The sequence below is a fragment of the Rhodanobacter sp. UC4438_H5 genome (assembly GCF_052978405.1).
Genome location: NZ_CM129672.1, coordinates 457,614 through 479,880, shown reverse-complemented (window position 1 = coordinate 479,880; position 22,267 = coordinate 457,614). Strand labels below are relative to the sequence as shown.

Sequence of the window (22,267 nt, the reverse complement as noted above, 5' to 3'; positions counted from 1 at the left end):
GTGACGCAGTTCTCATGATTGGTGCTATGTTGCGCCGACGCACAGACCACCGACACGGTAGTGATTGAGCTGCTGCCGGCCGTCTCGACGCGGGGACAACCCGCAAGGGACTGCATGACCAGGCACGGGAGTGCCGGATGTCATGACGCAGGGCACGGGATCACCAGGGTTCCGGTATTACGCCTTCATCAGCTACAGCCACCAGGACAAGACCTGGGCCGACTGGCTCCACAAGGCGCTGGAAACCTATGCGGTGCCGAAACGCCTGGTCGGGCAGATCACCACGACCGGCCCCATCCCCAGACGCCTCACGCCGATCTTCCGCGACCGCGACGAACTGGCGAGCGCGCACGACCTCGGCCGCAAGATCATCGAGGCGCTGGAGCAATCCGCCAACCTGATCGTGATCTGCTCGCCGCATTCGGCGGCGTCGCACTGGGTGAGCGAGGAAGTGCTGGCGTACAAGCGCCTCGGTCGTGACGAGCGGATCCTTTGCCTGATCGTGGACGGCGAACCGAACGCCAGCGACCTGCCCGGCCGCGAGGCGGAGGAATGTTTCGCCCCCGCGCTGCGCTTCGAGCTCGACGCCACCGGCCTGCTCGCCACGCAACGCGCCGAGCCCATCGCCGCCGACGCCCGCCCGGACAAGGACGGCAAGGCGAACGCCAAGCTGAAACTGATCGCCGGGATGCTCGGCGTGGGCTTCGACATGCTCAAGCAGCGCGAGCTGCGGCGGCGCGCGCGGCGGATGACGATGGTGGCGGCACTGGCAGTGACCGTGATGACGGTGACCACCACGCTGGCGGTCCTCGCCATCGTTTCGCGCCACGCCGCGGTGGAGGCCAGCCAGGCCGCCCAGCGCCGGCAGAAGCAGGCCGAGGCGCTGGTCGGGTTCATGCTCGGCGATCTGAACGACAAGCTGGCGCAAGCAGCCCGGCTGGACATCATGCAGAGCGTCGACGACAAAGCGATGGCCTACTTCCAGTCGCTGCCGGCCACGGATGTCACCGACGAGACCCTGGAGCAGCGCGCCAAGGCACTGGAGAAGATCGGCAGCGTGCGCCTGGATCAAGGCAACCTGTCCGGCGCGATGGAGTCGTATCGGGCAGCCCTGCAGCTGTCCGGGCGCCTCGCCGAGGAAGCACCCGGCGACGCGGCGCGGCAGGTCGCCCATGCCCGGTCGTGGTCCTTCGTCGGCATGACCGACTGGTATCAGGGCAAGCTGGACGCCGCCTGGCGGGATTTCGAATCCGCGCAGAACGTGCTGCAGCAGGCACAGGCGCGTGCCGGCAATGACCTGTCGCTGAAGTTCGAACTGCTGAACGTCAACAGCAATATCGGTCACGTGCTGGAAGCACGCGGGCAGCCGGCCGCCGCCGCCAGCGCCTACCGGAACGCGTTGGCACTGGGTCGCGGGTTGGTCGCGGCCAATCCCGTCAACACTGATTGGTCGGCTGCATTGGGGATTGCACACAACAATCTCGGCAAGCTGGCCTTGCAGCGTGGCGATCTGGCAGAGGCGATCGCCGAGTACCACGCCGACGACGCGATCGAAACCCGGCTTGCCGCCGCCGACCCCAAGAACAATGACCAGCGCGAAAACATGCTGCGGGTGCGCGCGATCCTAGGCCGCACGCTGGCCCTGACCGGCGACGTCGACGCGGGCATCCGCGACCTCCAGCAGGCGGTCGACATCGCCGCCCAGCTGATCGCGATCGCGCCGACGCAAACCGGCTTTCAGGCAAAATCGGCGCTCTATCTCGTGCAATTGAGCCGCCTGAAACGCCTGCACGGGGACCTGCCGGCGGCACGGACGCTGGCCGCACAAGCGCTGGCCATCCTGTCCAGGCTCACTCGACAGGATCCAGCAAACGTTACATGGCAGCAGATTGACGCCGCGGCACGCAGCGAGCAGGCCGCGCAATCATTTGCCGGCGGACAGTCCGCGGCGGCGCAGGCGCAGGTGCAGGTCGCCATGAACATCCTGCAACCGTTACTCGCCAAGGAACCGGATGACCGCGGCCTGGTGCTGGATACGCTGTCCGCGAAGCTGCTGCTCGCCGACACCGCCAGCGACGCAGCAGCGACACGACGGCTGCGCGAGGAGGCATGGGAGGCGAGCCAATCGGTGAAGGACGGCAAGGACGATCCGCGCCTGCTCGCGCTGCAGGTCGAGGCGTTGCTTGGCCTGCAGAAAAATGCCGAAGCAAGGCTGCTGATCGAGCGCCTCTGGAATGCCGGTTACCGCGACCCGGCGCTGCTGGCGATCCTGCGGCGTGCCCGCGTGGATTACCCGGAAAACCCCGCCTTCGCGACGCGCATCGCGCAGATCATGCAGGTCGACGCCAGCACTCCGGCGCCCGTCACGGCAGCGGTGCGCACGCCGCACCCGAAGCCCTGAATCAAGGCGCTGCGGCCCGCCTTCCACGCCGCCCATCGATCCCTGCAGGAGTACGACATGCCCAACGTAACACTTGAGGTGACACTGAAAAACGGCAGCCTCGACGTCGACCAGTCGGGTAACGGAAACCAGATCGCCCACGGCCAGTCGGTGACGATCACCTGGCACCTGAGCGGCCCCGGCGTGAGCCCGGGATCATTCAATGCGATCAGCGATCCGACCCATCCCGGGTTCGCCTGGATCCAATCGCCTCCATCCGGCGTGTTCGGTCAGGCGCAACTCGCGAACAACGGCGACAAGATCACCATCACCGATGCCAACGACAGCACCAGCTCGAGCGGCGAGTGGATCTACCAGCTCTGCGCGACGATCAATGGCGCCCCATACTCGACCATCAGCACGCTGCCTACGGCCACCACGACGAATCCGGTGATCAAGAACCTGTAGCGCCACCATGCAGGCGCTTTGGCGCAGGGACAGCGAGGAAGCAATGCCAAGGGTACCTCGATCCGAACGGCAACATCGCATACCAGTCAAGCCTGGAGACCATCATGCCAAAGACCAGCAAAGACAATCAGAACATCCCGGCCGAACCGCAGCCAGACGACCAGACCCAGGATAGCAACCGCGACTCCGACCAGAACGTGGAACAGTTGGGCACGCTCTCGCCGAACACAACGACCAACCCACAGATCAAGAACCTCTGACACTAACCCAGTGCCTCGCATGGAACATCGATCTTGCCCCCTCGCACCTGCCAGCGTACCGCTGGTGATCGGCGTCACCAGCCACCGCAACATTCCCGCCCGCGAAGTCGACCTGGTGCGGCGCCGCGTGCGGGAATTCCTGGCGCAACTGCAGCGCGATTTTCCCGCGCTGCCGCTGGTGGTGCTGTCCGCGCTGGCCGAGGGCGGCGACCAGTTGGTGGCGGAAGAGGCGTTGGCGCTCGGCGCGCGATTGATCGCGCCGCTGCCGTTGCCGCGCGAACTCTATGTCGAGGACTTCCACCACGCGGCCACCCGCGACCGTTTCGATGCGCTCGCCGCGCGTGCCCGGGTGATCGAGCTGCCGCTGCTGCCGGACAGCACCCCCCGCGGCATCGGCAATCCTGGCCCCCAGCGCGATCGGCAGTACGGACGGGCCGGCGTGTTCATTGCGCGGCACTGCCATCTGTTGCTGGCGATCTGGGACGGCAAAGCGTCGACCCGGCTCGGCGGTACCGCCCAGGTGGCGGAGTTCTTTCTCAGCGGCGTGATGCCGGGCCTGACCGAGCGCCGCCGCGGCAGCCGTCATCACCTGCTGGGCAGCGGCGACGAGCGGCTGGTCTGCCAGATCGTCTGCTCGCGCGATACCGACGACGGCGCGCCGCTCCCGCCACTGCAGCCAGGGCAGCTGCTGTGGCGCACGCAGACCGAAGTTTCATTGCCCGACGTGCCGATGCCTGCGATGTTCCACCAGACTTTCGCGCGCATGGCCGAGTTCGACGCAGATTGCCTGAAATACCGCAGCGAGATCCACTGCAGCGCCGCTACCGATAAGGCATCGAGCGACACCGCGACGCTGGCGCGACCGGAGGCGGCCCTGTTTCGCGCAGCGGACTGGCTGGCGGTGCACTTCCGCCAGCGCGTGCTGCTGGCGATGCGGACCCTCTACACGCTGGCAGCAATCATGGCCATCGCCTTCACGATCTACGACAACCTGCCCGACCAGGACGACTTCATCTACGTATTCCTGCTGCTGTTCGCCGGCGGCGTATGGGTGGCCACGCTCGCCAGGCGCCGCGGCTGGCATCGCAAATACCTGGATTACCGGGCATTGGCGGAAGGTCTGCGCGTGCAAGGCTACTGGCGCCGCGCCGGGATCTCGCTCACCGGCGATCCCGAGTTTGCGCAGGACAGCTTCATGCAGAAACAGGACATCGAGCTTGGCTGGACGCGCAACGTGATGCGCAGCGCCGCACTCTACCGCGTGCCAGACAGCGGCAACCCGGAGAGCGAGTTGCGCGAGGTCATCAGCGAATGGGTCGGCGACGACGCGCATGGTGGCCAGGTGGACTACTTCCGCAGCAAGGCCGCGCAGCGCACGCGCCAGCATCGCTTTACCGAAATGCTGGGCTTCTCCAGCCTGCTTGCCGGCATCGGCATCAGCATCGTGCTGGCGGCGCTCGCACACCGCCTGGCCGCCGATACCAAGAACACGCTGGTGGTCATCATGGGCGTACTGTCGATCCTCGCCGCCGTGCGCGAGGCTTATGCGTTCAAGAAGGCCGACAAGGAACTCATCAAGCAATACCGCTTCATGCAACGCATCTTCGACGAGGCGCGCAAGGCGCTGGCACTGACCAGCAACGCCACCGAGCAACGCGCCATCCTCCACGCGCTGGGCGAGGCCGCCCTGGCCGAACACGCCGAATGGGCCCTGATGCATCGCCAGCGACCGCTGGAACACGGGAGAATGTAGGCGAGACCGGAGCAAACCACATGAGTCGATCCACCGAAGAATGCCGCGCCTGTTTCGACTTCGAAGTCGACTTCTCCAACGGCGGCGGCATCCAGGGCCAGGGATTCCGGCTCGACATCGACGGCGACGACATCGACGACGCGGCGCTGGCCGACTACATCGTGCGCGACATGCGGTTGCTGATGGTCGGCGCCGTGCGCATCCTCAACAAGTCGATCATCCGCGAACGTCACAAGCGCCAGCCGCAAGCCGCGCCGGGCAACGCCGTCCGGCCGGACCTGATCGACCTCGCCCACGTCGTGCACAGCGGCGAGGAGGTCTACCCCGGTCTGCCCGCGCCCCGCGTGTCGGACCATCTCAGCCACCAGGCCAGCATCGGCCGCTACGCCGAGGGCGTGACGTTCCAGATTGCGCGCATCGACATGGTGGCCAACTGCGGTACCGCGATCGACGCACCCTCCCACCGCTACCCCGGCGCCGCCGACGTCGCCCAGCTGCCGCTCGGCGACATCGCCGACGTGGATGCCGTGGTCATCCACCTGCAGGGCATGCGCGGTCGAAGCATCGACCGCGCCGCGCTCGCGGCACTGGACGTGCGCGGGCGCGCCGTACTGCTCGATACCGGCTGGGCCGCCCGTTGGGGCACCAGTGCCTACCTGCAGGCGCAACCTTTCCTCAGCCGCGACGGCGCCGAGTACCTGCGCGATCACGGCGCGGTGCTGGTCGGCATCGACGCGCTCAACATCGACGACACCGACGACCCGCAACGCCCCGCCCACTCGATCCTGCTGGCCGCCGGCATCCCGATCGTCGAGAACCTCGCCTCACTCGCCATGCTGCCCGCCGAGAAGCTGCACTTCTCCGCCGTGCCGATGCGCATGGCAGGCATGGGCACGTTCCCGGTGCGGGCGTGGGCACGCCTGGGTTGAGGTAACCGGCGGCATGCGGCAGCGCTGTGCGCCGCCGGAACTCGACTGATCGCGGAGGCACCCCGTCGCGCGGCGTGCGTCAATGCCGGCGCGACATTCGACCGCATGGGCCACCCGGGCCAAGTTGACCACAGTCAAGCGTGAGCGCGTGGCGCACGCGCATGATCCGCCCTGTCCACAAGCGGGCGCGATCCATGATCAGCTGCGACACCGTCATCATCGGCGCAGGCCCGGTCGGCCTGTTCCAGGTTTTCGAGCTGGGCCTGCTCGGGCTGGATGCGCACGTGGTCGATGCCGTGCCGCATGCCGGCGGGCAATGCATCGAGCTGTATCCGGACAAGCCGATCTACGACATCCCGGCGGTGCCGGTGTGCAGCGGGCGCGAGCTGATCGCGCGGCTGCAGCAGCAGATCCGGCCGTTCGCGCCGCAGTTCCACCTGGGCCACACCGTCACCTCGCTGGAACGCATGCAGGACGGTCGCTTCCGCCTGCAGACCAGCGGCGGGCTGGCGTTCGACGCAAGCGCGGTGATCATCGCCGGTGGCCTGGGCGCGTTCGCACCGCGCACGCTGAACCTGCCGGAAGCCGCGCCGCTGGTGGGCCGCACGCTGCACTACAAGGTGACCCGGCCGGCGCTGTTCGACGACCAGGACATCGTGATCGCCGGCGGCGGCGACGCGGCACTGGACTGGGCGCTGGAGCTGGTCGAGCGCGCGCGCAGCGTGGTGCTGGTGCATCGCTCGTCGACCTTCCGCGCGGCGCCGGCCAGCGTGGCACGCATGCAGGCCTTGTGCGACGAGGGGCGCATGCAGTTCTGCGAAGGCGACATCGTCGGCCTGGAAACGGCGAACGACGCACTGGCGCAGGTGCGCGTACGCACGCGCAGCGGCATGGTCCAGCGCATAGAGGCCTCGCACCTGCTGGTGTTCTGGGGCCTGCATCCGGCGCTGGGGCCGATCGCCGAATGGGGACTGGCGCTGGAACGCCAGCAACTGGTGGTGGACCCGGCGACCTTCCGGACCTCGGTGCCCGGCATCTTCGCGGTGGGCGACATCAACACCTACCCGGGCAAGAAGAAGCTGATCCTGTCGGGCTTCCATGAAAGCGCGCTGTGCGCGTTCGCCGTGCACGCGCACCTGCACCCCGGAGACAAGGTGAACCTGCAGTACACGACCACCAGCCCGGCCTTGCAGCGGCGCCTGGGCGTGCGCGATGCCGAGCGCGATGAGGTCGTCGCCGAGCCGCCGCCACGCGTGGCGGCCACGGCCTGACCTCGCCCGCCCGCACGCGTTCAATCACTCATCCCGGGAGACATCCCATGCACCGTCCCTCCGCTTTCGACGACCTGCGTTCGCCCGAACGCCGGCGCTGGCTGAAGCAGGCCGGCCAGCTCGCCATCGCCGGCGGCCTGCTGGCCGGCGGCGGCTGGGCGGTGCTCAAGCGCAAGCAGAACCTGTGGCAGGTGCGCCGCGAGCGCACGCTGATGCAGACCTCGGTGGCGGTGACCTGCCTGGCCGATGACGTGCAAGCCGCCGGCGTGGCGATCGAGGCGGCGTTCGCACGCATGGCCGCGACCGCCGCGCAGCTGACTCGCTTCGATCCCGCCAGCCCGCTGGCGCGGCTCAACCGCGATGGCCAGCTGGCGCAGGTGCCGGCGCAACTGGATGCGGTGCTGCGCCAGGCGCTGTCGCTGTCGCGACTGACCGACGGCGCGTTCGACCCGACCGTGCTGCCGGTGCTGCGCTACTTCGAAACGCTGCGCGGCACGGCGGCCGCCGACGCGCACGAGCAACGCGTGGCCGAAAGCCGCGACGCGCTGGTCGGCTACCGCGACCTCGCACTCGATGCGCGCGGCGCGCGGCTGCTGCGCCCGGGCATGGCGATCACCCTGGACGGCATCGCCAAGGGCCACGTGGTCGACCAGGGCATCGCCGCGCTGCGCGGCGCCGGCATCGAGTACGGCCTGATCGACGCCGGTGGCGACATCCACGCGATCTGCGGCAACGACCCCGAGCGGCACTGGAACGTCGGCATCGTCGATCCGCGCGACGTCAGCCGCGTGGCGGCGGTACTGCAGCTGCGCAACGCGGCGCTGTCCACGTCGGGCAATTACCGCGTGTTCTTCTCCGCCGACCGGCGGTTGTTCCACATCGTCAACCCGCGCACCGGCTGGTCGCCGCAAAGCTATTCCAGCGTCACCGTGATCGCGCAGCGTTCGGTGCTGGCCGACGGCATGAGCACGGCGGCGTTCTCGCTGGAGCTGCCGCGCCTGTCTGCACTGATGGACGCGCAGGACCAGCAGTGGCTGGCGTTCTCGCGCACGGGCGGGCAGCGTTGGCGCTCGCGCGACCTGCCGCTGATCGCCGGTACGGCGGAGCGCGTGTGATGCGCTTGTCACGCCCGCTCGTCACCCGCCTGCTGCTGGCGCTGTGCCTGTTGTTGCCGGCACCCGCCGCGCTGGCCGGCATCGACGCGAAGCACCCGCAGCTGCACGAGGTGTTTCCGCAGGCCACCCGCTACGGCGACATCGAGGGCACGCCGCCGGCGGCCGCGGTGTACCAGGGCGACAAGATCATCGGCTACGTGTTCGAGACGGTGATGGTGGCGCCGGTGCCGGCGTACTCGGGCGCGCCGATCAACCTGCTGGTGTCGATCGGCACCGACGGCAGCATCCGCGACGCCCGCGTGCTGGAGCAGCACGAGCCGATCCTGCTGGTCGGCATTCCGGTGCAGAAGCTGTACGACTTCGTGGCGCGCTACATCGGCCATCGCGTGGACGACCAGATCGTGGTCGGCGGCGGCGCCAGCGGCAGCGTGCGCATCGACGCGATCAGCAGCGCCACGGTGACCTCGATGGTGGTCAACGAGACGATCATGAACTCGGCGCTTAAGGTGGCCGCCTCGCGCAAGCTGATCGCCGGCGCGGCCGACACCGACGCCAAAGTCGCCGCCGTGCGCGCCGACTACTACCAGCCGGCCGACTGGGACACGCTGACCGGCAACGGCGCGATCAGCCACCTGCAGCTCAAGCGCCAGGCGATCACCGACGCCTTCAAGGGCCAGCCGGAGAGCGGCCTGGTCGATGATCCCACCGCGCCGGCGCCCGGCCACGAGGGCGATGTCTTCATCGACCTGTACTTCGCCGACGTCACCCCGCCCACGGTGGGCCGCAACCTGCTCGGCCCGACCGCCCACGCCGACCTGATGAGGCAGCTCAAGCCCGGCGACTCGGCGATCGCGGTGATGGCCAACGGCATCTATTCGTTCAAGGGCGTGGGTTATGTGCGCGGCGGCATCTTCGACCGCGTGCACGTGCTGCAGGACGGCAAGCTGGTGCTGTTCAAGGACACCGACCTGGTTCAGTTGAACGACACCCCGTTGCGTGGCAAGCCCGACTTCGTCGAGCAGGCGATCTTCATCGTGCGCAACAGCGGCAGCGGCTTCGACGCGACCCGGCCGTGGACGCTGCAACTGATGGTGAACCGCCAGGTCGGCCCGCTGCAGAGCATCTACCACACCTTCACCCGCGACTACCGCATGCCGGCGGTCTACACCACGCGGCCGGAGAGCAGCACCGACTCGCAGTCCGATGCACTGCCGGCCGACGCCGCACTGTGGCAGAAGATCTGGTACGGCCGCCGCATCGACATCGCCGTGCTGCTGGCGGGGCTGACCGTGCTGACGCTGGTCCTGCTGTTCCAGGACTGGCTGGTGACGCGGCCCGTGCTGCTCGAACGCGTGCGCACCGGTTTCCTGATCTACACGCTGGTGTTCATCGGCTGGCACGGGCTGGCGCAGCTGTCGGTGGTGAACATCTTCACCTTCATCCAGTCGGTGCTGCACGGCTTCCATTGGGAAACCTTCCTGATGGACCCGCTGATCTTCATCCTGTGGGTATTCGTCGCCGCCACCCTGCTGCTGCTCGGGCGCGGCGTTTACTGCGGATGGCTGTGCCCGTTCGGTGCGCTGCAGGTGCTGGTGAACAACGCGGCCAAGCGATTGCACGTGCCGCAGTTCGAGTTCCCGCGGGCGGTGCACGAGCGGCTGTGGGCGCTGAAGTACGTCATCCTGCTGGTGCTGTTCGGCATGTCGCTTCAGTCGCTCAACACGGCCGAGCACTACGCCGAGATCGAGCCGTTCAAGACCACGTTCACCCTGCACTTCGCGCGCTCGTGGAGCTACGTGCTCTACGCGGTGCTGCTGATCGGCGTATCCGCGTTCAACCACAAGTTCTATTGCCGCTATGTCTGCCCGCTGGGTGCCGGACTGGCCGTGTCCGGACGCTGGCGATTGTTCGAATGGCTGCGCCGACGCCCCGAGTGCGGCAGCCCCTGCCAGGTCTGCGCCAACGAGTGCGAGGTCAAGGCGATCCATGCGGATGGCCGCATCGACTTCAACGAATGCCACTACTGCCTGGATTGCCAGGTCACCCGCGTCAACGACCACAAGTGCCCACCGGTGGTACAGCAACGCAAGAAGCGCGAACGCGCCGCACGACCGTTGCCCACGCCGATCACGCTGATTACCCCGGCGAACGCGCCGGAAACCCGAGAGCCGGCGCCCGTCGCCGACTGATCCCCACCTCACCTGCCTCTGCGGATGGAAGCCATGCACGACGAATCGAAAATCAAACCCGAAGCAATCGAGGAAGGCGCCGACCCCGCGCGTCGCAACTTCATCAGGACCAGCGCGCTGGCCGGCCTGGCCGGCGCGGCGGGACTGGCACTGGCGGGCTGCGGTCGCAAGGGGGACCACGGTGGCGCGGAAGGTGCCGCCGCCGGACACGATGGCGAACGCCAGCGCGAGCACGGCGAGCACGAAGCCGCTTCCGACCACGTGCCGCCCGGCCAGCTCGACGAGTACTACGGCTTCTGGAGCGGCGGCCAGTCCGGCGAGGTGCGTCTGGTCGGCGTGCCCTCGATGCGCGAGCTGATGCGCATCCCGGTGTTCAACCCCGACTTCACCATCGGCTGGGGCGTCACCAACGAGAGCAAGCGCGTGCTCGGCCCGAACTTCCCGCCCGGCGGCGACTGCCACCACCCGCACATGAGCCAGACCGACGGCCACTACGACGGCCGCTACATCTTCATCAACGACAAGGCGCACACCCGCGTCGCGCGCATCCGCTGCGACGTGATGCGTTGCGACCGCATCACCAATGTGCCCAACGTGCAGGCGATCCACGGCCTGCGCGTGCAGCGCGCGCCGCGCACCGGCTACGTGTTCGCCAACGGCGAGTTCCTGGTCCCGGCGCCGAACGACGGGCGCGACCTGGACGATCCGAAAAAGTACCAGACCATGTTCAGCGCGCTCGACGGCGACACCATGGAGGTCGCCTGGCAGGTGCTGGTGGACGGCAACCTGGACAACACCGAGGCCGACTACGCCGGCAAGTACGCCATCTCCACCTGCTACAACAGCGAGGGCGGCATGGACCTGCCCGGCACGATGCAGGCCGAGCGCGACTGGGCGGTGGTGTTCAACATCGCGCGCATCGAGGCAGCGGTGAAGAAGGGCGAGTTCAAGACCATCGGCAGCTCCAAGGTGCCGGTGCTCGACGGCCGCCACGGCTCCTCGTTCACCCTGTACATCCCGATCCCGAAGAACCCGCACGGCATCAACGCCAGCCCCGACGGCAAGTACGTGGTGGCCAACGGCAAGCTCTCGCCCACCGTCACCGTGATGGAGTGGAGCCGCATCGACGACTGCTTCGCCGGCAAGCTCAAGGACCCGCGCGATACGGTGGTGGCCGAGCCCGAACTGGGCCTGGGTCCGTTGCACACCGCCTATGATGGTCGCGGCAACGCCTACACCACGCTGTTCATCGACAGCCAGATCGCCAAGTGGAACATCGCCGACGCGATCGCCGCCCACGACGGCAAGAAGGTCGCCTACCTGCGCCAGAAGATCGACGTGGCCTACCAGCCCGGGCACTGCCATACCTCGATGGGCGAGACGCGCGACGCCGACGGCAAGTGGCTGGTGTCGCTGAACAAGTTCTCCAAGGACCGCTTCCTGCCCACCGGCCCGCTGCATCCGGACAATGACCAGCTGATCGACATCTCCGGCGAGACCATGAAGCTGGTCGCCGACGGCCCGGTCTACGCCGAACCGCACGACGTGATCCTGCTGCACCGCCGGCAGCTGATCGACAAGGTGAAGAAGAGCTGGGACCGCGACGACCCGTTCTTCGCCGAGACGGTGGCGATGGCGAAGAAGCACGGCGTCAACGTGCTGTCCGACAGCAAGGTCATCCGCGAAGGCCGCAAGGTGTTCGTGTACATGACCTCGGCCGCGCCGATCTTCAGCATGGGCAGCTTCAAGGTGAAGAAGGGCGACGAGGTGACCGTGGTGGTGACCAACATCGACGCGGTGGAGGACGTCAGCCACGGCTTCTGCATCGTCAACTACGGCATCAACATGGAGATCAGCCCCGGCGCCACCGCCTCGGCCACCTTCACCGCCGACAAGGCGGGGGTGTTCTGGTACTACTGCACGTTCTTCTGCCATGCGATGCACATGGAGATGAGCGGGCGGATGCTGGTCGAGGCCTGAGCCGCGTCGTGCCGCCGCGCAGTGCGCGGCGGCACGAGCGGATCGCCGTTCCCATGCATGCACTTCGTTTCCTCGCGTTCCTGATGCTGGCATGGCCGCCGGCGGCGCCGGTGCATGCGCGCGAGTCGCTGGAGCAGATCGTGGCCGCGGCGCCGCCGGGTACCACCATCAGCGTGCCGACCGGCGTGCACGTGGTGCACCTGCGGCTGGACAAGCCGGTCACCCTCGTCGGCGAACCCGGCGCCGTTCTCGACGGCGGCGGCGAAGGCGACGTGGTGCGCATCGGCGCCGCGCAGGTCGCCGTGCGTGGATTGACCATCCGCCATAGCGGCACCGATCTCACCGCGATGAACGCCGGCATCTTCGTCGAGCGCCAGGCGCGCGACGTCACGCTCGAGGGCAACCGCATCGAGGAGAGCCTGTTCGGCGTCTACCTCGACGGCGCGGCCAACGTGCGCGTCGCGCACAACGTGATCCGCGGCATGCGCTCGCTGCGCGTGGCCGACCGCGGCGACGGCATCCACCTGTGGAACGACACCGGCTGCACCATCGAGGACAACGACGTGGCCGACTCGCGCGACGGCATCTACGTCTACGTCAGCCCTCACAACACCATCGCGCGCAACGTGGTGCACGAGGTGCGCTACGGCATCCACTACATGTACTCCCAGCACAACCTGCTGCGGGACAACGTCAGCCGCAGCAACCTGGCCGGGTATGCGCTGATGTCGTCCGATCACCTCAAGGTGATCGGCAACACCGCCGAGGACGACGAATCCTACGGCTTCCTGCTCAACTACATCTCGCACAGCGAGATCGCCGGCAACCTGATACGACGGATCAACGGCCAGCGCGACACCCAGGGCGGGCTGATCGACGGCACCGAAGGCAAGGGGTTGTTCGTCTACCTGTCGCAGTTCAACACCCTCCACGACAACCTCGTCGCCGACTCGCAGATCGGCATCCACGTCACCGCCGGCTCGGAGAACAACCGGTTGTGGGGCAACCATTTCCAGGACAACCGCATCCAGGTGAAGTACGTGCAGAACCTCGCCCAGGAGTGGTCGGCGCACGGCCGCGGCAATTTCTGGAGCGACTACCTCGGCTGGGACCTGGATGCCGACGGCGTCGGCGACGTGCCGTTCCGCCCCAACGACGGCGTCGACGTGCTGCTGTGGAAATACCCCTCCGCGCGCAACCTGATGTCCAGCCCCGCGGTGCTGCTGATGCGCTACGTGCAGCGCGCGTTCCCCGTGTTCACGCCGCCCTCGGTGCAGGACAGCCACCCGCTGATGAAAACTTCCCCGGCCACGCCATGAACCACCCGATCGAATGCCACGCACTGGCCAAGCGTTACGGCGACCTCGCCGCACTCGACGGCATCAGCGCCGTCGTGCCGCGCGGCCAGGTGATCGGCCTGCTCGGCCACAACGGCGCGGGCAAGTCCACGCTGATCAAACTCATTCTTGGCCTGATAGCACCCAGCGGCGGCCGGCTGGAGGTGCTTGGCCAGTCGCCGTGGCGCGCACACGCGCTGCGCCGGCGCATCGGCTACCTGCCCGAGAGCGCCACCTTCTACGGCAACCTCACCGGTCGCGAACTGCTCGACTACCTGGCGCGACTGAAGCAGGCACCACGCGCACAAATTGCCACGCTGCTCGACCGCGTCGGCCTGGCCCACGCCGCCGACCGGCGCATCGGCACATATTCGAAGGGCATGCGCCAGCGCCTTGGCCTCGCGCAGGCGCTGCTGGGTTCGCCCGATCTGGTGCTGCTGGACGAGCCGACCACCGGCCTCGACCCGCAGGCCACCCGCGAGCTGTACCGCATCGTCGGCGAGCTGCGCGCGGATGGCCGCTCCGTGCTGGTCTCCTCGCACCTGCTGGCCGAACTGGAACCGCACATCGACGGCGCACTGATCCTGCGCCAGGGCAAGTTGCTTGCCGCCGGCAGCCTGCACGCGCTGGGCGAGCAGGCCGCGCTGCCGGCGCAGGTGCTGTTGCGCACGCGTGAGCAGGCGATGCCCGAATTGCTCGCGCGCCTTGAAACCGGCGGCCTGTCGGCGCAGCCGCGCCCCGATGGCCGGCTGGAACTGCAGGTGCCGCGCGCCAGCAAGTTGCGCATGCTGCGCGAGCTGCTGGCCGACCCGGCGATCGTCGATCTCGACGTGCGCGAGCCGACGCTGGCACAACTCTACGACTGGCTCGGCGCCGGCCCGCCATCCACCGCGGAGGTGGCCGCATGAACCCGATCCTCACCGTCGCCGCCAAGGAATTCCGCGACGACTTCCGCAACCGCTGGACCATCGCGCTGACCATCCTGTTCGCGCTGCTGGCGCTGGGCATCGCCTGGTTCGGCAGTGCGGCAGCCGGACGCGTGGGCTTCACCTCGTTCGACGCCACGCTGGCCAGCCTGACCACGCTGGGCGCGTTCGTGATCCCGCTGATCGGCCTGCTGATTGCCTATGGCAGCATCGTCGGCGAGCGCGACGACGGCACCCTGCTGCTGATGCTCAGCTATCCGCTCTCGCGCGGGCAACTGGTGGCCGGCAAGTTCCTCGGCCACTGCAGTGCGCTGGCCGCCGCCACGCTGGCCGGCTTCGGGTTCGCGGTCGCGATCATGCAGTGGATGCAGCCGCCGGAGCAGACGATGCAGGCGTGGCTGCAGATCGGCCGTTTCATCCTCAGCGCATCCCTGCTCGGCGCCTGCTTCGTCGGGCTGGCCTGCCTGATCAGCGTACAGACCACCGACAAGTCGCGCGCCGCCGGACTGGCACTGGTCGGCTGGCTGGTGAGCGTGGTGCTGTTCGACCTTGCGCTGCTGGCGCTGCTGGTGGTCAGCGGCGGCAACCCGGTCGAGCGCGCGGTGTATCCGTACCTGCTGCTGTTCAACCCGGTCGACGTGTTCCGCCTGGTCAACCTCACCGCGCTGGGCGACGGCGCCGGCAACGACCTGCTGACCGGCATGACCGCCCACCACGTCTATCCGCCAGCCCTGCTCTACGCGCTGCTGCTGGGCTGGGCGGTGGCGCCGTTCGCCTGGGCGATGCTCGCGTTCCGGCGCAAGGAAATCTGAAGGAGTTCGCACATGCCCTGCTTGCCGATGACCAACCTGCGCCGCGCTGTCTTCGTGCTGGCGCTGGCCCTGCTGACCGGTTGCGGCGGCAATCCCGCACCCGCACGCCACGCCGTCGACACCCACCCGGACGATGCCTGCGCGGTGTGCGGCATGTACCTGGACGGCTCGCCCGGCCCGCGCGCCGAGGCCTGGATCAGCGGCCGCGCCAAGCCGCTGGTGTTCGATTCCACCCGCGACTTTTTCGCCTACGTGCTGCAACCGGAAAACCAGTCCGCGCTGCAGGAACTGTTCGTGCAGGACAGCGCGCGCATCGACTGGCAGCAACCCGACCACGCCGCCGCCAGCTTCATCGACGCGCGCACCGCAGTCTACGTGGCCTGGCAGCCGCTGGCCGGCTCGATGGGACCGACCCTGGCGCCGTTCACCAGCCGCGCTGTCGCGGAAACATTCGCACGCGAGCATGGCGGCGCCGTGGTCGACTTCGCCGAGATCACGCCCGCACTGGTGGCCACGCTGGACTACCGCTGCCCCGCCCGGGCCAGCGGCGCTCACGGCACGCTGCAATGCCTCGCTGCGCCCACGCCGTCGCTCGGCCTGTCGAGCCATCCGCAAGCCGCGCTTTCGCCGGCGCATCCACGCCCCCACCCATGACAGGAACCCGCAACATGCCCGGACTGGAGAGTTTCTCGCACTGGATCGTGCTGCTCGTACTGGCAGTGCTGATCTTCGGCACCGGCAAGCTGCGCAACGTCGGCCGCGACCTCGGCAGCGCCATCGCCGATTTCCGCCAGGGGCTCAAGGGCGGCCAGCCGCACGAGGCCACGCCGCCGACGGTGCGGCGGGATGCGGATGGCGAACCACGACCCTGAGGCGCTGATCCGGATGCGTTGACTTGCCTGATGCAGGCACCGCCACAGCGGTCGAGACTCGCCTGTTGAAGCGTCATCGTCAGGTCAGGCCCCGGCCAGCAACCGCTCGCACAACGCCCGATACACCGCCGGCAGTTTCTCCAGCTCCGCCACGTCCACGCACTCGTCCACCTTGTGGATGGTGGCGTTGACCGGGCCGAGCTCGACAACTTCGGCACCCATCGGGGCAATGAAGCGGCCGTCCGAGGTGCCGCCGCCGGTGCTCTGTTCGGGATCGATGCCGCACAGCTCGCGGCAGACTGCCACCACGGTTTCGCGCAACACGCCGCCGGGCGGGGTGAGGAAGGGTTCGCCGGAGAGATTCCAGTCGAGTGCGAAGTCGAGTCCATGGCGATGCAGGATCGCCTCGGTGCGCGCGCGCAGGTCGTCGGCGCGACTGGCGGTGCAGTAGCGGAAATTGATCAGCGCGACGAGTTCACCGGGGATCACGTTGTTCGCGCCGGTGCCGGCGTTGAGGTTGGAGACCTGGAACGAGGTGGGCGGGAAATCCGCGTTGCCCTCGTCCCAGCGCTCGGCGGCGAGTTCGGCCAGGGCGGGAGCGAAGGCGTGGATCGGGTTGAGCGCCTTCTCGGGATACGCCACATGGCCTTGCACGCCGCGCACCTGGAGCGTGCCGGAGAGCGAACCGCGGCGGCCGACGCGGATCAGGTCGCCGAGCCGTTCCTTGGAGGAGGGCTCGCCCACCACGCACCAGTCGATGCGCTCGCCGCGCTCGCGGAAATGTTCGACCACGCGGCGCACGCCGTCGAGATTGGTCGGGCCTTCCTCGTCGCTGGTCAGCAGCAGGCCGACGCGGCCGCGGTGTTCCGCATGCGCCGCCACGAACTGCTCCAGTGCGACCACCATCGCTGCCACCGAGCCTTTCATGTCGGCGGCGCCACGGCCGTATAGACGGCCATCGCGGATGGTCGGTTCGAACGGCGGGCTTTGCCAGGCGGCTTCCGGACCGCTGGGCACCACGTCGGTGTGGCCGAGAAAGACCAGTGTCGGACCGGCGGCGCCATGGGTGACCCACAGGTTGTCGACCTCGCCGTAGCGCAGGTGCTCGACGCGGAAGCCGACGCGTTCCAGGCGCTCGCCGATCAAGGGCAGGCAACCGGCGTCTTCCGGCGTCACCGAACGACGGCGGATGAGGTCGCGGGCAAGTTCGAGCACGTCGGACATGGGGTTCCTGCGCAGTGCCGGGGGATGCCGCAGCATACCAAGCTAGCTCAGCACCACGCCCAGCAAATGCCCCACGCCAAAAGTGATCGCGGCCGCGACACTGGTGATGACGAATTGCCGGGCGATCGAGAACAGCATGCTGCGCCCGGTGAACAGCGAGGTGCCGATGCCGATCAGCGCCAATCCGCCAGCAGTGGAAGCCACGCTGGCCAGCAATGCCGCTTGTCCGCCCAGAAAGAAATACGGCGCCACCGGAAACAGCGCGCCGCAGGCGAACAGGCAGAACGAGGAGATCGCCGCGCCGTAGGCCGAGCCGCCCAGCTCGGCCGGGTCGACGCCGAGATCCTCGCGCACCAGCATGTCCAGCGCCGCGCGCGGCGTTTCGGTCACGTGTTCGGCGAGGTGCTCGGCCGCCGCCGGTTCCAGCCCCTTGTCGCGATAGATGCCGGCGATGTGTTCGCGGCCATCTTCCGGGGCCACCGCCAGGCGTTCGGCGCGCTCGGTGATCTGCGCCTGGTAGAACTCGCGCGAGCTGTTGACCGACAGCCACTCGCCCAGGGCCATCGAGCACGCGCCTGCGACCAGGCCGGCCAGGCCGGCCAGCAGCACGGCGCGATCGCCGGTGGCGGCGCCGGCCATGCCCATCACCAGGCTGACGTTGGACACCAGCCCGTCGTTGGCGCCGAGCACGGCGGCGCGCAAGGTGTTGCCGCTCTGCGCGCGATGGCGCAACCCGTGCGGACCGGCCGGACGCGGCAACGGAAAGTGGTCGCGGTGGCCGCTGCGGTCGACCGGCGTGGCCTCATGATCCGCGTGCGCCAACCGCACCACGGTCGGCATCACGAACTCGGTGCCAAAGCGTCGCGCAAACCAGCTGAGCGCGCGCACGCGCAGGCCGATCCGCTGCCGCGGCACGGCCTCGCCCAGTTCGCGCAGGCGCGCCTCCCAGAATTGCGCATTGCCGCGCTCGCCCGCGGCGATGCGCCGGTAGGCGTGCTGAAGTTGCGGGTCGTCGGCCAGCTCGGCCAGCCGCGCGTACAGCGCGGCGTTGTCGCGCTCGATGCGCAGGTTGTTGCGGAAGCGGCGGGTGCGGCCGTGGGTCATCGTCAATCACCGAGCTCGTCGTCGCGCTGGCCGAGCCAGACCAGCGCCAGCAGCAACACGACGACGAAGCGGAATGCGCTGCCCAGCCCGTTCCACTGCGTGGACATCCACATGCCGAACCATTCGCCGCCGATCGCCATGAAGCCGCCCAGCCACAACAGCACGCCGACGCCCAGGCCGGCCACGGCGAGCTGACCGGCGCACCGGAACGCCGTCGCAGGCGCACGGCGCGCGCGCCACATGCGCCAGGCGCCGGCGCCGCACAGGACGGCGGCCAGTGCTTCGGCGGCGATGATCAGAACGTAGGCGGCATGCTGCAGCAGCGGTGCATGGATCGCGCGGTAGTGGATGGCGGCGTCGGGGAAGATCGAATCCATCGCCAGCACATGCTGCACGAAGACCAGGTTGCTGCCGTAGTCGGTGAGGTTGCCGAACGCGACCAGCGCCAGCCACAGTGCGATCGTCGCCACCAACCCGATCTTCGAAAGCCGCATCGACACGTCAGCGCCCGAACAGCTTCTTGAAGCCGTTGTCGGTGAAGCCCACGCTCACCGTGCCGTCGTCCCCCACCACCACCGGACGGCGGATCAGCGCGGGATATTCCTTCAGCAGCAGTGTCCACTCCGGGTCGCTGCCGGGGTTCTTGCGCTGCGGCAGCAGGTTGCGCCAGGTGGTGGAAGACTTGTTGACCAGCTTCTCCCAGCCGCCGAGCTGCGCCGCCCAGTCCTTCAGCGTCGACGCCGGCAGCGGGTTGGCGCGGTAGTCGACGAAATCATGCGGCACCTCGAAGCGGACCAGCCAGTTGCGCGCCTTGCGGCAGGTGTCGCAAGTGGGCAATCCATAAACAGTCGTCATCCCGATCTTCCTTCCTGTAGGAGCCCGCTCGCGGGCGATGCTCTTGCTTCTGCGAATCCCGAATCCCGATGCCCGCCAGGGCATCGACCGCGAGCGGGCTCCTATGTGGCAGCTCGCAGGAGGTCGTTGATGCTGGTCTTGCTGCGGGTTTTTTCATCCACCTGCTTGACGATGATGGCGGCGTACAGGCTGTGCGAGCCGTCTTTCGCCGGCAGGCTGCCGGCCACCACCACGCTGCCGGCCGGTACGCGGCCGTAGCTCACCTCGCCGGTCGCGCGGTTGTAGATGCGGGTGGACTGGCCCAGGAAAACCCCCATGCCGATCACGCTGCCCTTCTCCACCACCACGCCCTCGACCACCTCGGAGCGCGCGCCGATGAAGCAGCCGTCCTCGATGATGGTGGGGTTGGCCTGCAACGGCTCCAGCACGCCGCCGATGCCGACGCCGCCGGACAGGTGCACGCCCGCGCCGATCTGCGCGCAGGAACCCACCGTGGCCCAGGTGTCGACCATGGTGCCGGCGCCGACGCAGGCGCCGATGTTGACGTAGCTGGGCATCAGCACCGCATCCTTCGCGATGTGCGCGCCGCGACGCACCAGTGCGCCGGGCACCACGCGCGCACCGAGCTGCTGCAGTTCGGCGTCATTGCCGTGGGCGAAGCGCAGCGGCACCTTGTCGAACGCCTGCGCCGGGCCGCCGTCGACCACGCGGTTGTCGTTGATGCGGAAGTACAGCAGCACGGCCTTCTTGAGCCACTGGTTCACCGTCCAGCCGCCGTGGCCGTCCGGCTCGGCGACGCGGCGCTCGCCGGATTCGAGCAGGTCGAGCACCTGCCCCACGGCCGGCCGCAGATGGCTTTCGATCTCGGATGGGGTGAGTGCGTGGCGACGCTCGAAGGCGTCGTCGATCAGGGTTTCGATGGATTGCATGGCGATTCGATTCGGTCGATGAAAGGCGGCCGCTGCGGCGAACGGCAAAGAGTACAGGCTGCCAGCGCGGGTGCGGCCGGGTTCATGCGCTTTTAACCCGACGGCGCAGTACATTGGCTGGACGTCCATTCTTCCACATCCCCACGAGGAGCCGAACATGAGCCAGATCAAGATTGCCGTGCTGGTAGGCAGCCTGCGCGCAGATTCGTTCAACCGCCGACTGGCCCGCGCAGTGGAGAAACTGGCACCGGGCGACCTTGCGTTCCGCCACATCCAGATCAACGACCTGCCGCTGTACTCGCAGGATTTCGACGCCGCCTACCCGGCCACCGCCACGCGGCTGAAGAAGGATATCGAAGGGGCGGACGGGCTGCTGTTCGTCACGCCCGAGTACAACCGGTCGATCCCGGGCGTGCTGAAGAACGCGATCGACATCGCCTCGCGCCCCTGGGGCACCAACTCGTTCGCCGGCAAACCGGCGGCGGTGATCGGCACCTCGATCGGCTCGACCGGCACCGCGATGGCGCAGCAGCACCTGCGCAACGTGCTGGCCTACCTGGACGTGCCCACGCTGGCCCAGCCGGAGGTATTCATCCACTTCAAGGAGGACTTGATCGCCGATGACGGCAGCGTCGCCAACGACTCCACGCGCAAGTTCCTGCAAGGTTTCGTCGATGATTACGTGGCCTGGATTCGCCGCTTTGCACGTTGATCCCGGCGTCGCCGGCCACCACGCCTGCGACTGGTTTTGCGCCGCCGATGGGCGATAATGGGGGACCATTCGACCACGGGGGGAGATCCATGGCGCGATACAATCTGGAGCCGTTGCTGGCCCCGGTATCCGACGAATCGCCGGCCGGACCGGATCTCGAGTACGACCCGGAGTTTCTCGCCCTGGAGCGCGCCGCCGCGCCCAAGGCCGAGCGCGCCGTGGGCGATGCGGTCAAGGCTGCCGAGGAGCCGGACTGGGAGAAAGTCGTCGAGCTGTCCGAGGCGATCCTGCAACGCTCCAAGGATTTGCGCCCGGCGGTGCACCTGACCACGGCCTGGATGCGCAGCTCCGGCATGCCCGGCTGGAGCGCCGGGCTGGGGCTGATCCGTGGCCTGCTGGAACAATTCTGGGACACCGTGCATCCGCAGCTGGACGCGGAGGACGACAACGACCCGACCATGCGCGTCAACGCGGTGGTGCCGCTGAACGACCTGCAGGGTGTGCTCGGTTATTTCCGCACCACGCCGTTCGTGCAGTCGCCGCGCATGGGCCGTTTCAGCCTGCGCGACCTGCGCATCGCCAACGGCACGCTGAAGGTCACCACGCCCGGCGACGGCCCCGAGCCGAGCATCACCGAGATGGAAGCGTGCTGCATGGATTGCGCGGAGGAGGAGCTGGTCCAGACCACCGCCGCGATCAGCGAGTCACTGGAGCATGCCAAGGCCATCGACGCCCTGTTCAACGACCACGTCGGCACGATGGGTCCGGACTTCAAGAACCTGCTCAGCGACATCTACGAGCTGAAGAAATTCCTCGACCCGCAGCTGGCGCGTCGACTGCCGGCCGAAGTGCAAGGCGAAGGGGCTGGCGAAGGTGGCGCGGAGGGTGGTGCACCGAACGCGGCGCGGGCCTCGGGTCCGATCGCCGGGCCGCAGGACGTGATGCGCCGGCTCGACGAGATCTGCGACTACTACACGCGCTGCGAACCCTCCAGCCCGGTACCGCTGCTGTTGCGGCGCGCACAGCGGCTGGTCGGCATGGATTTCATGGACCTGCTCAGGGATCTCGCGCCGGGCGGCATTTCCGAGCTGCGCGTGGTGTCGGGTACGCCGGAAGACGAATAGCCCGCCGCCGGGAACAAGTCCGGCGGG

21 protein-coding genes are annotated in these 22,267 nt (G+C 68.1%); 16 read left to right on the top strand and 5 right to left on the bottom strand.

Annotated elements, in window-relative coordinates:
• Positions 1-142: 142 nt before the first annotated feature.
• The 14 genes from ACVCL9_RS02170 (at position 143) to ACVCL9_RS02105 (ending at position 16,292) form a co-directional block, all read left to right on the top strand.
• Positions 143-2,401 carry a toll/interleukin-1 receptor domain-containing protein gene (locus ACVCL9_RS02170; protein ID WP_447099303.1) on the top strand — a complete coding sequence of 753 codons (2,259 nt, stop codon included), beginning with the start codon at positions 143-145 and terminating at the stop codon, positions 2,399-2,401.
• Positions 2,402-2,458: 57 nt separating this feature from the next.
• The gene (locus tag ACVCL9_RS02165) at positions 2,459-2,848 is read left to right on the top strand and encodes a hypothetical protein (protein ID WP_136259908.1); all 390 of its coding nucleotides are present in this window, start codon (positions 2,459-2,461) and stop codon (positions 2,846-2,848) included.
• 104 nt (positions 2,849-2,952) lie between these two features.
• Positions 2,953-3,108, top strand: coding sequence for a hypothetical protein (locus ACVCL9_RS02160; RefSeq protein WP_168709697.1), 156 nt, complete (start codon positions 2,953-2,955; stop codon positions 3,106-3,108).
• A 19-nt stretch (positions 3,109-3,127) separates the two neighbouring features.
• Complete coding sequence (locus ACVCL9_RS02155) at positions 3,128-4,861, top strand: hypothetical protein (protein WP_447099304.1); 1,734 nt, start codon at positions 3,128-3,130, stop codon at positions 4,859-4,861.
• A gap of 20 nt (positions 4,862-4,881) precedes the next feature.
• On the top strand, positions 4,882-5,790 hold the full coding sequence (locus ACVCL9_RS02150) for a cyclase family protein (protein ID WP_447099305.1): 909 nt from the start codon (positions 4,882-4,884) through the stop codon (positions 5,788-5,790).
• A gap of 194 nt (positions 5,791-5,984) precedes the next feature.
• Entirely contained in the window at positions 5,985-7,061 is a 1,077-nt protein-coding gene (locus ACVCL9_RS02145) for an NAD(P)/FAD-dependent oxidoreductase (protein ID WP_447099306.1), read from the top strand.
• 47 nt (positions 7,062-7,108) lie between these two features.
• A complete protein-coding gene (locus ACVCL9_RS02140) occupies positions 7,109-8,176 on the top strand; it encodes an FAD:protein FMN transferase (RefSeq protein ID WP_447099307.1) in 1,068 nt (355 codons plus the stop codon).
• Positions 8,176-10,365 carry a 4Fe-4S binding protein gene (locus ACVCL9_RS02135; protein ID WP_447099308.1) on the top strand — a complete coding sequence of 730 codons (2,190 nt, stop codon included), beginning with the start codon at positions 8,176-8,178 and terminating at the stop codon, positions 10,363-10,365. Before ACVCL9_RS02140 ends, ACVCL9_RS02135 begins: the two co-directional genes overlap by 1 nt.
• Before the next feature lie 33 nt (positions 10,366-10,398).
• Complete coding sequence (gene nosZ, locus ACVCL9_RS02130) at positions 10,399-12,345, top strand: TAT-dependent nitrous-oxide reductase (RefSeq protein WP_447099309.1); 1,947 nt, start codon at positions 10,399-10,401, stop codon at positions 12,343-12,345.
• Positions 12,346-12,398: 53 nt separating this feature from the next.
• Positions 12,399-13,664, top strand: coding sequence for a nitrous oxide reductase family maturation protein NosD (locus ACVCL9_RS02125; RefSeq protein ID WP_447099310.1), 1,266 nt, complete (start codon positions 12,399-12,401; stop codon positions 13,662-13,664).
• Complete coding sequence (locus tag ACVCL9_RS02120; RefSeq protein WP_447099311.1) at positions 13,661-14,590, top strand: ABC transporter ATP-binding protein; 930 nt, start codon at positions 13,661-13,663, stop codon at positions 14,588-14,590. The genes ACVCL9_RS02125 and ACVCL9_RS02120 overlap by 4 nt, the downstream gene beginning before the upstream one ends.
• Positions 14,587-15,420, top strand: a complete 834-nt coding sequence (locus ACVCL9_RS02115; protein WP_447099312.1) for an ABC transporter permease — start codon at positions 14,587-14,589, stop codon at positions 15,418-15,420. Before ACVCL9_RS02120 ends, ACVCL9_RS02115 begins: the two co-directional genes overlap by 4 nt.
• A gap of 12 nt (positions 15,421-15,432) precedes the next feature.
• Positions 15,433-16,074: a nitrous oxide reductase accessory protein NosL gene (locus ACVCL9_RS02110; RefSeq protein ID WP_447099313.1), complete on the top strand. Its 642-nt coding sequence runs from the start codon at positions 15,433-15,435 to the stop codon at positions 16,072-16,074.
• 14 nt (positions 16,075-16,088) lie between these two features.
• Positions 16,089-16,292 (top strand): Sec-independent protein translocase subunit TatA, encoded by a 204-nt coding sequence (locus ACVCL9_RS02105; RefSeq protein WP_447099314.1) that lies wholly within the window; start codon positions 16,089-16,091, stop codon positions 16,290-16,292.
• A gap of 84 nt (positions 16,293-16,376) precedes the next feature.
• Here ACVCL9_RS02105 and dapE read toward each other — a convergent pair whose 3' ends face one another.
• From dapE to dapD, 5 genes are all read right to left on the bottom strand, one after another.
• Positions 16,377-17,516: a succinyl-diaminopimelate desuccinylase gene (dapE, locus tag ACVCL9_RS02100; RefSeq protein ID WP_447099315.1), complete on the bottom strand. Its 1,140-nt coding sequence runs from the start codon at positions 17,514-17,516 to the stop codon at positions 16,377-16,379.
• A gap of 42 nt (positions 17,517-17,558) precedes the next feature.
• The gene (locus ACVCL9_RS02095; protein ID WP_395117339.1) at positions 17,559-18,620 is read right to left on the bottom strand and encodes a VIT1/CCC1 transporter family protein; all 1,062 of its coding nucleotides are present in this window, start codon (positions 18,618-18,620) and stop codon (positions 17,559-17,561) included.
• Between the two features lie 2 nt (positions 18,621-18,622).
• Entirely contained in the window at positions 18,623-19,114 is a 492-nt protein-coding gene (locus ACVCL9_RS02090) for a DUF2165 family protein (protein ID WP_447099475.1), read from the bottom strand.
• Between the two features lie 7 nt (positions 19,115-19,121).
• Complete coding sequence (locus tag ACVCL9_RS02085; RefSeq protein WP_447099316.1) at positions 19,122-19,475, bottom strand: Spx/MgsR family RNA polymerase-binding regulatory protein; 354 nt, start codon at positions 19,473-19,475, stop codon at positions 19,122-19,124.
• A 101-nt stretch (positions 19,476-19,576) separates the two neighbouring features.
• Entirely contained in the window at positions 19,577-20,533 is a 957-nt protein-coding gene (gene dapD, locus ACVCL9_RS02080) for a 2,3,4,5-tetrahydropyridine-2,6-dicarboxylate N-succinyltransferase (protein WP_395117334.1), read from the bottom strand.
• 28 nt (positions 20,534-20,561) lie between these two features.
• Between dapD and ACVCL9_RS02075 the strand changes: the two genes are divergently transcribed.
• Complete coding sequence (locus tag ACVCL9_RS02075; RefSeq protein ID WP_395117332.1) at positions 20,562-21,116, top strand: NADPH-dependent FMN reductase; 555 nt, start codon at positions 20,562-20,564, stop codon at positions 21,114-21,116.
• Positions 21,117-21,205: 89 nt separating this feature from the next.
• Positions 21,206-22,240, top strand: a complete 1,035-nt coding sequence (gene tssA, locus ACVCL9_RS02070) for a type VI secretion system protein TssA (RefSeq protein WP_395117330.1) — start codon at positions 21,206-21,208, stop codon at positions 22,238-22,240.
• Positions 22,241-22,267: the final 27 nt, after the last annotated feature.